At 65.1% G+C, this 9640-nt stretch carries 7 protein-coding genes; 6 read left to right on the plus strand and 1 reads right to left on the minus strand.

Going from position 1 to position 9640, the window contains the following annotated elements:
* Nucleotides 1-42 precede the first annotated feature (42 nt).
* Entirely contained in the window at nucleotides 43-1602 is a 1560-nt protein-coding gene (locus B552_RS0116285; RefSeq protein ID WP_019450105.1) for a methyl-accepting chemotaxis protein, read from the minus strand.
* A gap of 325 nt (nucleotides 1603-1927) precedes the next feature.
* Between B552_RS0116285 and B552_RS0116290 the strand changes: the two genes are divergently transcribed.
* From B552_RS0116290 to B552_RS0116315, 6 genes are all read left to right on the plus strand, one after another.
* Nucleotides 1928-2599: a PepSY-associated TM helix domain-containing protein gene (locus tag B552_RS0116290; protein ID WP_026035728.1), complete on the plus strand. Its 672-nt coding sequence runs from the start codon at nucleotides 1928-1930 to the stop codon at nucleotides 2597-2599.
* A gap of 34 nt (nucleotides 2600-2633) precedes the next feature.
* A complete protein-coding gene (locus tag B552_RS0116295) occupies nucleotides 2634-3155 on the plus strand; it encodes a DUF2271 domain-containing protein (protein ID WP_019450107.1) in 522 nt (173 codons plus the stop codon).
* Between the two features lie 28 nt (nucleotides 3156-3183).
* On the plus strand, nucleotides 3184-4029 hold the full coding sequence (locus B552_RS0116300; protein WP_019450108.1) for a DUF4198 domain-containing protein: 846 nt from the start codon (nucleotides 3184-3186) through the stop codon (nucleotides 4027-4029).
* Nucleotides 4030-4038: 9 nt separating this feature from the next.
* A complete protein-coding gene (locus tag B552_RS0116305) occupies nucleotides 4039-5079 on the plus strand; it encodes an FAD:protein FMN transferase (protein ID WP_019450109.1) in 1041 nt (346 codons plus the stop codon).
* Entirely contained in the window at nucleotides 5076-6665 is a 1590-nt protein-coding gene (locus B552_RS0116310; protein ID WP_019450110.1) for a sulfite reductase flavoprotein subunit alpha, read from the plus strand. Before B552_RS0116305 ends, B552_RS0116310 begins: the two co-directional genes overlap by 4 nt.
* 147 nt (nucleotides 6666-6812) lie before the next feature.
* Nucleotides 6813-9212 (plus strand): penicillin acylase family protein, encoded by a 2400-nt coding sequence (locus B552_RS0116315; protein ID WP_237718230.1) that lies wholly within the window; start codon nucleotides 6813-6815, stop codon nucleotides 9210-9212.
* The last annotated feature ends 428 nt before the right edge of the window (nucleotides 9213-9640 follow it).

A 9640-nucleotide genomic window follows, 5' to 3' on the forward strand; every position in this document is an offset into this window, starting at 1 on the left:
CTATGTGTCCGGTCTGAACAGCGGGAGAGGGGAAACAACCCCTTATATCGCCACGGCCAGCCTGAACTGCCCCACTGCCTTGTGCAGCGCATCGGCCTGATCCTCCAGCGATGCGGCGGCGGCCGTGGCTTCCTCCACCAGCGCTGCGTTCTGCTGCGCCATCTGGTCCATTTGCGACACGGCCTGGTTGACCTGTTCGATGCCGCCGGTTTGCTCCTCGGTGGCGGCGCGCATCTCGCCCATCAGGTCGGTCACGCGCTTGACCGCTTCGACGATCTCCTCCATGGCCTTGCCCGCGCCTTCCACGAGCACCGCGCCGTCTTCAACGCGCTGCGCGGAATTGTCGATCAGTCCCTTGATCTCCTTGGCCGCGGTGGCCGAGCGTTGCGCCAGGCTGCGTACCTCGCCGGCCACGACCGCGAATCCGCGGCCCTGCTCGCCCGCGCGTGCGGCTTCCACGGCGGCGTTCAGCGCCAGGATGTTGGTCTGGAATGCGATGCCTTCGATCACGCCGATGATGTCTACGACCTTGCTGGAAGCGGCCTTGATCTCGCCCATCGTGCCGACGACCTTGTGCACGATTTCGCCGCCACGCAGGGCGATTTCCGAAGCGCCATCGGCTAGGCTCGCGGCCTGGCGTGCGTTGTCGGCACTCTGCCTAACCGTGCTGGTCAGCTCTTCCATGCTTGCGGCAGTCTGTTCAAGCGATGCCGCCTGTTCCTCGCTTCGGCGTGACAGGTCGACGTTGCCCGCCGAGATCTGGCGCGCGGCGCCGGCGATTGAATCTGCGGAGCCGCGAATCTGGCCGATTGCACCGGTCAACCTGGCCTGCATTTGCTGCATGTTGTAGAGCACGCTCTCCTGGTCGTTCGGCGCAACGTGTACGTGCGAGGCAAGGTCTCCATCTGCAATGCGCGAGGCGATCTCGGAGGTCAGCGACGGCTCGCCGCCAAGCTGCTTCTGCAGGCTCATCGACACGCGCACCATCACCGCGCTCATCAATGCGCCAACGGCCAGCAGCCAGCCCAGCGCCTTCCACAGCGCCATGCGGAACTCCGCCTGGATGTCATCCATATAGAGCCCGGCGATGAAGTCCCAGTCCCACGGCTTGAAGTTCAGCGTGTAGCTGAGCTTGGGTTGCGGGGCTTCGGCGCCCGGCTTGGGCCATGCGTATTCAATAAAACCCTTGCCGGTGGTCTTGCCGATCTGCGCGATGTCCCGGAACAGGTAGACGCCGTTCGGGTCCTTCATCTCCGACAGGTTCTTGCCATCGAGTTCGGGCTTGATCGGGTGCATCAGCACGACAGCGTCAGAGCGCATCACCGTGAAGTAGCCGTCGGCACCGAAGCGCACCGCACGAAGGCGATCGAGCGCCTGTTTCTGGGCCTCCTCGGTGCTGAGCTTGCCGGCGCGCGCCATCGCCTCGTATTCGGCCACCGTCGAGTTGGCGGTGTCTGTCACTTGTTCGAGCGTCAGCTTGCGATCCTGCAGCCGCAACTCACGCATCTGCCACGCATTCCACAACGTGATTGCCAGCAGGCAGACCCAGCTCAGCACGAGTGGCAGCATGAGCTTCTTTCTCAGACTCAGGTTTTGCAACATCCTTTTCTCCGTTCGCATCGGTTGACCAATGGGGCGCTTTTTCTTTCTTGTGTGTGTAAAGGCGCCCTCTGATCGGCCATAACGGCGCGGTCATCGAAAAACTTGATCGAGGAAAACTACTGATAGGAAATAGTGGAGCAAGCGGCGCTCCGCAGCCTGCTGTGCAGTACGGCGCACTGGGATTGGGCGTAATCGAGCGTAATGAAAAGCCCCGTGCCCGATACTTCCGGCCGGTTGCCGTTTCAAATGAGAACCATTATCATCGTCGGTTTCTGGCGTAAGTGTGATGCCATCGCCATGCCGCCGCCTCGTCTGCACCCTCAACATGACCGAATCCTCGCCAGCGTCCGGCCAGCAGCGCCGCGCGTTCTGGCTCAAGCATCTTCACCAGTGGCACTGGATCAGTTCCGCGATCTGCCTGATCGGGATGCTGATGTTCGCCATCACGGGTTTCACGCTCAACCATGCGGGACAGATCGAGGCCAGGCCGGCGGTCGTCACGCGCCATGACACGGCGCCGCGCGAGGTGCTGGACGCGCTGAAGCGCGCCGTGCCGGCAGATCCCGGTTCGTCTTCCAACCGTTCGTCGTCCAACCCGAAGGGGCCGGTCCCCGCAGCGCTGGCCGACTGGCTGTCGAAGTCGATGGATATCAATGCCGCCGGCCGCGAGGCGGAATGGTCCGCCGACGAGCTTTACGTCGGGCTGCCGCGTCCAGGTGGCGATGCGTGGCTCAGCGTGGCGCTCGATACCGGCGAGGTCCAGTACGAGGTCACGTCGCGCGGCTGGATCTCGTTCTTCAACGATCTGCACAAGGGCCGCAACACGGGCGCTGCGTGGAGCTGGTTTATCGACGTCTTCGCCATTGCGTGCCTGATCTTCAGTGTCACCGGCCTGTTCCTGCTCAAGCTCCATGCAACTGGCCGCGTGGCCACGTGGCCGCTGGTGGGCGCGGGGCTGGTGGTGCCGCTGCTGCTGGCCATCCTGTTCATTCACTGATTCGCCTTCAATCCAACCTGGAGAGAGTTTCGACATGCGCCGACTCCTGACCGTCACCGTGACCGGCCTGGCCGCCGCGCCGCTGGCACCCGCCATAGCCGCCGACATGAGCGTCAAGGTGGAGATTCCCCGCCTGAACGTGGCCGAGTATCACCGCCCGTATGTGTCGATGTGGATCGAGCGCGCCGACCAGAGCCCCGTGTCGACGCTGGCCGTCTGGTACGACGCGAAGAACAAGGAGAGCCAGGGTACGAAGTGGCTCAAGGACATGCGGCAGTGGTGGCGCAAGGCAGGCCGCGACATGCAATTGCCGGCGGACGGCATCTCGGGCGCCACGCGCGCGCCCGGCGAGCATGCGTTGACGTTCAGCGACGGCAAGGCCCCGCTCGGCAAGCTGGCCGCCGGCGACTATCAGCTTGTGGTGGAAGCCGCGCGCGAAGTGGGTGGCCGCGAACTCGTGCGCGTGCCGTTTGCCTGGCCGCCGAAGTCCGCGCAGACCGCGCGCGCCAACGGCGAGCATGAACTCGGCAGCGTGACTGTCGACGTGAAGCCGTGATCCGAACCGATCTGACCGGAGTCTGACCATGAAGAAGCCTGCCCGAATCTCCACCCGAATCTCTACCCGCATCTCTACCCGCGTCGCTATCCTTGCGCTTGCCGCGCTCGCTCCGCTGGCTGCCCATGCGCACCGCCAATGGCTGCTGCCGTCGGCCACGGTGCTGTCCGGCAACAACCAGTGGGTGACGGTGGACGCCGCCGTCTCCAATGACCTGTTCTATTTCGAACACGTGCCGCTGCGCCTGGACAACCTCGTCGTGACCGGCCCCGATGGCGCGGCCATCAAGCCGGAGAACACATCGACCGGCAAGTACCGCAGCACGTTTGACCTGCACCTGACGCAGCCGGGTACCTATCGCCTTGCAGTGGTCAACCAGGGCCTGTTCGCCAGCTGGAAGGAGGACGGGCAGACCAAGCGCTGGCGTGGTGCCGCGGACGCGCTGGCCGCCAACGTGCCCGCCAACGCCCAGGAGCTGCAGGTGATAGAGCTGACCGGCCGCGTGGAGTCGTATGTGACCAGCGGCAAGCCGTCGAAGCAGGCGCTGACGGTGACCGGACGTGGGCTGGAGCTTGCGCCGATCACGCACCCGAACGACCTGGCCGCGGGCGAAACCGCCAGCTTCCGTCTGCTGCTCGATGGCAAGCCGGCAGCCAACCAGAAGGTCTCCGTCGTGCCGGGCGGCATCCGCTATCGCGATCGCCTTGGTGAATTCGATGCCACCACCGATGCCGACGGCAAGTTCAACGTCAAGTGGCCGGCAGCCGGCATGTACTGGATGGAAGCCGAACTGCGCGACGAGAAGACGTCGATCAAGCCAGCCACCAGCCGCCGTGCCACGTATGCGGTGACGGTGGAAGTATTGCCGCAGTAAGGCACGTCGATGCAGCGCGTCCTCATCCCCGTTTCGCTATCGTTGCCGCCGCCATCGCCGGAGCCGCAAGGCGGCATCGTGCAATCGGCGCAATCGGCGCAATCGGTGCAATGGGCGGGCGAGACGATGGGGACGACGTGGAGCGTCAAGGCCATCCTCACGCACGGGCGCGATGGCAACGGCATCGAAGCCGGCATCGAAGCGGGTATTCGCGCGGTGCTTGATGGCGTCATCGCGCAGATGAGCAACTGGTCAGAGACATCGGACCTGAGCCGCTTCAATCGTGCCGCGCCCGATACGTGGGTCACGCTGCCCGACGATTGCTTCTCCGTGCTGCAAGCGGCGCTGCAGGTGGCCCATGACAGCGGCGGCGCCTACGACCCCAGCGCAGGGCCGCTCGTCGATCTCTGGGGCTTTGGCCCGGCCGGCAAGCGCCAGATCGCGCCCACTCCTGACGATGTGGCACGCGTTCGCCAGCATTGCGGCTGGCAACGGATAGAGACCGACAGCGGGCAACACCGTGCGCGTCAGCCGGGCGGCCTGTCACTCGATTTCTGCGCGATTGCAAAAGGGTTTGCGGTCGATGCCGTGTCACGCTATCTCGATGCACAGGGCGTTCCCAGTCATCTGGTGGAGATCGGCGGTGAACTGCGTGGACAGGGCCTGAAGCCGGACGGCATGCCATGGTGGGTGGAGCTCGAATCGCCAGTGGCTGACGGCAATGCCACACGCACGCTGGTGGCGTTGCTGGGCGTCTCCATTGCAACGTCGGGCGACTATCGCCGCTACTTCGAACACGATGGACGCCGCTACGCCCACACGATCGACCCGCGCACCGGCTACCCGGCCGCGCATGCGCTGGCATCCGTCACGGTGATCCATCGCGAATGCATGATGGCTGACGCGCTGTCCACGGCGTTGACTGTGCTCGGTCCGGAGGCAGGTCTTGCCTTTGCAAAACGCCACGGGCTGGCCGCGCGGTTCCTGGTGCGCAGGCCCGATGGTTTCGATGAACGGATCACCCCGGCCTTTGCCGCGATGCAATCATGACGCGGGCGATGCCGTGGTTGATCTTCATCGCAGGCGTGGCGCTGGCCATGCTTACCCATGGCCGGAACGCGATGGCGGTCGGCGTGGTTGTGGCCTACCTCGGTTTCTGCTGGGGTGTTCTCGATCGACACCGCCGACGTCTCGCGGCACGCACCGCGCTTGCCAGCGCCCCGGGCGACAACGCGCGTCCGACACTCGTGGCCTACGCCAGCCAGACCGGCTTTGCCGAGCAACTGGCCATGCAAACGGCCCGTGCGCTGCAAGGCGCGGGGCGGCCTGTTCAACTGCTGTCTTTTGCGGAACTCGATGGCGCACGGCTGGCTGCCTGCGATCAGGCACTGTTCCTGGTCAGCACGACCGGCGAAGGCGACGCCCCTGACAGTGCTTCAGGATTTGCGCGGCGACTGGTGGCCGGCAGCACGCCCGAAGCATTGCGCCAGCTGCGCTACGGCATCCTTGCACTTGGCGACAGCAGCTACGCACGCTTCTGTGCGTTTGGGCATGCGCTTTCGGGCTGGTTGCAGCGCCATCAGGCGCAGCCGTTGTTCGACATGGTCGAGGTCGACAACGGCGATCCGGGGGCATTGCGCCACTGGCAGAACCACCTGTCCGCAATCAGCGGCGGCGCCGAGATCGAGGACTGGGAACGGCCGCGCTACGGACGCTGGCGGCTGGCGGAGCGGCACCTGCTCAATCCGGGCAGCCAGGGCGAAGCGGCCTACCATCTGGCCCTCGAACCGGAGGTTGCAGAACACCTGTCATGGAGCGCGGGCGATATCGCCGAAGTTGGCCCATGCCACCCGACCGAAGTCGCCGAGCGGCTGCTGACGCGCCTGTCCCTCGACGGCGCCACGCTGGTCCGTTGCGATAGCCGGATGATGACGCTGGCCGATGCGTTGGCCACGCGGCTCCCGCTACCGGATAGCCATCTGGATACGCTGATCGGGCTTGTGCCCCAACGGATTGTGGATGCACTGCCCGCGCTGCCGCACCGCGAGTATTCGATCTCATCGCTGCCAGCGGACGGCCGGCTGGAACTGCTGGTCCGCCAGACGCGCCATGCAGACGGGCGGCTTGGCCTGGCTTCGGGCTGGCTGACCGAATACGCTGGAGAGGGCGCTTTTATCGCGCTGCGCGTTCGCACCAATCGCGCCTTCCGTCCTCCTGAAGACGACCGCCCGCTGATCCTGATCGGCAACGGCACCGGACTGGCAGGGCTGCGCGCCGTGATCAAGGCGCGCGCGGCTGTTGGCCATCATCGCAACTGGCTGCTCTTTGGCGAACGATCCGCGGCGCTAGACGATTTCCATGGGGCGGAACTCACGGCGTGGCAGGAGCAGGGCGTACTTCAGTGTATCGACCGCGCCTGGTCGCGCGATGGCACCGCGCCGCGCTACGTGCAGGACGCGGTTGCCGCGCAGGCCTCGGCGATTGCCGAATGGGTGGAGCAGGGCGCGTCGATCTACGTCTGCGGCAGCCTGCAAGGAATGGCTGCTGGCGTGCAGGAATCACTGATTCGGATTCTCGGCGAGGCGACACTGCATCAAATGACGGAAGCCGGCCGTTATCGTCGCGACGTCTACTGACTGGACGAAAGCCGACTCGGCCTTAATCGATTTGCGGCGGTGCAGCGTCGCCGATTCCGTCACATTCCGCTATCCTCGCAGGTCTTCACCCGACGAGGAGATCCGATGTTTCGCCCGACCCGTTCCCTGCGGCGTGCCACTGTTGCCATGGCATGGCTCGCCGCCGCTTCCGCCGCACCCGCGCTGGCAGCGGGCGCAGACAAGTTTGCCGTGCCCGGACTGGAGAAGCCCGCCACGGTGCTGATCGACCGCTGGGGTGTGCCGCACATCTACGCCAATACGCTCTACGATGCGTTCTATGTGCAGGGCTTCGTGGCGGCGCGAGACCGGCTGTTCCAGATCGACCTTTGGCGCAAGCGCGGGCTTGGCGAAATGGCAAAGGATTTCGGCCCCGCCTACGTGGACGGCGACCGCATGGCGCGCGCCGTGCTGTTCCGCGGCGACATGTACCGCGAATGGCTCGCCTACGGTTCGGATGCCAAGCGCGTAGCGGAGGCCTTCGTGGCCGGCGTCAACGCGTACGTTGCGCAGACCGAAGCGCATCCGGACCTGCTGCCGCCCGAATTCAAGCTGCTCAACTACAAGCCGTCGCACTGGCGTGCCGAGGACATCGTCCGCATCCGCCACCACGGCCTGACGCTGAATTTCACCGGTGAGATCGACCGGGCACAGATCTATTGCTATGCCAAGCCCAATGCCGCGCGCGCGGACTGGGTGCGCCGCGAACTCGATCCGCAGATCGAGCCGAAGGTGCCGGACGGGCTTGACCCGTGTACGGTACCGGCGGCCGAACTGCGCAAGGCGTACGACCTGGCCACGGCGGCGCCGCGTTTTCCGAAGGACGTGTGGCAGCAGACAGGCACCAAGGCAGAGAACATTCCGGTGGACCAGCTCTATGCGACGGTCGATGCGTCCAGCGATACCGGGCGCAGTCTCGGATCGAACAACTGGGTGATCGCGGGTAGCCGTACCGCCACCGGGCGCCCGATCCTGGCCAATGATCCGCACCGCGCGCATGGTGCGCCAAGCCTGCGCTATATCAGCCATCTGAACGCGCCGGGTCTGTCGGTGATCGGTGCGGGCGAACCGTTCCTGCCCGGCATCTCGATCGGCCACAACGGCACGATTGCGTTCGGCCTGACGCGGTTCTACATGGATCAGGAAGATCTCTATGTCTACGAGACCGACCCCGCGCAGCCGCACGAGTACAAGTACAAGGGGCGCTGGGAGCCGATGGAGACCGTGACCGAATCGATCTCGGTACGCGGCGAAGCCACGCCGCGCAAGGTCACGATCGACTACACGCGCCACGGCCCGGTGCTCTATGCCGACGCGAAGAACAACCGCGCCTGGGCGCTGCGCGCGGCATGGCTCGACCTGGGCATGGCGCCGTATTTCGGGTCGATGGACTACATGCGCGCCCAGAACTGGGACCAGTTCCGCGCGGCCATGAACCGCTGGGGCGCGCCGGGCGAGAACCAGGTCTATGCGGACCGCTTCGGCAATATCGGCTGGGTGCCCGGCGGGCTGACCGTCAACCGCCCGAACTGGGATGGCCTGATGCCGGTGCCCGGCGATGGCCGCTATGAGTGGGCCGGTTATCGCAACATGGACGAACTGCCGTGGGCGTTCAACCCGGCGCCCGGCTATGTGGTCACGGCCAACGAGAACAATATTCCGCCGAATCATCCGGCCTACAAGATCGGCGTGGGCTACGAATGGAGCGACAGTTCGCGCGCGCGCCGGCTCAAGGCGCTGGTGGCCGCCAATCCGCGCAGTTCTCTGGAAGATTCGATGGCGTGGCAGAACGACACCGTGTCGCTGCCCGCGCAGCGCGTGGTGGCGTTGCTCAAGCCACTGAACAGCAGCGACGCGCAGATCCAGCGCGGGCTGGATCTGCTCCGTGGCTGGGACGGCAACGAACGCGCGGACAGTGCGCCTGCCGCGCTGTTCGAGGTCTGGTTCAGCAAGTACCTGCGCACGGCCGTGGTACGGGCCGCGCTGCCGCCGGAGGCCGCACGTCTGGTCGGCGCGGGCGATGCCAGCCGTATCGTCGCCGTGCTCGAGCGACCCGATAGCTGGATGACCGTCGAGAAGCGGAACGACGTCATGATGTCCACGCTGAAAGCGGCAATGGCGGACGTCGAGAAGAAGCTCGGCCCGGACCCGAAGGCATGGCAATGGGGCAAGCTGCACACGGCCGTGTTCGAGCACCCACTGCATTCGATCCTAGACGCGGCACAACGCCAGCAGTACGACGTCAACGCCGGGCCAATCGGCGGGTCATCGTTCACGCCGATGAACACGAGCTATCGCAACAGCGACTACCAACTCACGGCGGGGGCTTCATTCCGCATGGTGCTGGATGTCGGCAACTGGGACGCATCGCGCGTGGTGAACACGCCGGGCCAGTCGGGCAATCCGGCCAGCCCGCATTATCGTGATCTGGCACCGCTGTGGGCGAAGGGCGAGTATTTCCCGCTCGTGTATTCGCGCAAGGCGGTGGAGAAGGAGAGCAAGGAGAAGCTGGAACTTGTGCCGCAGTGATGCCTTTGGTTTGCTCCCGGTGTTCTCCCCTCTCCCGCGCGCGGGAGAGGGGTTGGGGGAGAGGGCCAGCGTCTGAAGCACCAAACACGTTGGTCAGTGACGAAAGGCTTTGCCCTCTCCCCCACCCCTCTCCCATTGGCATGGGAGAGGGGAGCGCATAGCGACCGCTGTCGCAAAATCCAATTGACGCCAGCGGTCGCGCAAGGCGGTGGAGAAGGAGAGCAGGGAGAAGCTGGAACTGGTGCCGCAGTGATGCCTTTGGTTTGCTGCTGGTTTGCTCCCCTCTCCCACTTGTACAGACCGGAGACATGGGTAACGGGTGTTCGGGGACATAGGTAACACGTGATCTGCGCACATCATGATGTGCGCAGGTCGATTTCTCCAATCTCGAAACGGCTGAACCACACCGCGAAGCAGCCATCCTCGGC

Source organism: Cupriavidus sp. BIS7, assembly GCF_000292345.1.
Lineage (GTDB): Bacteria > Pseudomonadota > Gammaproteobacteria > Burkholderiales > Burkholderiaceae > Cupriavidus.

Coding starts and splice junctions, on each gene's coding strand:
- B552_RS0116285 (WP_019450105.1), bottom strand. CDS start 1,602: ATGTTGCAAAACCTGAGTCTGAGAAAGAAGCTCATGCTGCCACTCGTG.
- B552_RS0116290 (WP_026035728.1), top strand. CDS start 1,928: ATGACCGAATCCTCGCCAGCGTCCGGCCAGCAGCGCCGCGCGTTCTGG.
- B552_RS0116295 (WP_019450107.1), top strand. CDS start 2,634: ATGCGCCGACTCCTGACCGTCACCGTGACCGGCCTGGCCGCCGCGCCG.
- B552_RS0116300 (WP_019450108.1), top strand. CDS start 3,184: ATGAAGAAGCCTGCCCGAATCTCCACCCGAATCTCTACCCGCATCTCT.
- B552_RS0116305 (WP_019450109.1), top strand. CDS start 4,039: ATGCAGCGCGTCCTCATCCCCGTTTCGCTATCGTTGCCGCCGCCATCG.
- B552_RS0116310 (WP_019450110.1), top strand. CDS start 5,076: ATGACGCGGGCGATGCCGTGGTTGATCTTCATCGCAGGCGTGGCGCTG.
- B552_RS0116315 (WP_237718230.1), top strand. CDS start 6,813: ATGGCATGGCTCGCCGCCGCTTCCGCCGCACCCGCGCTGGCAGCGGGC.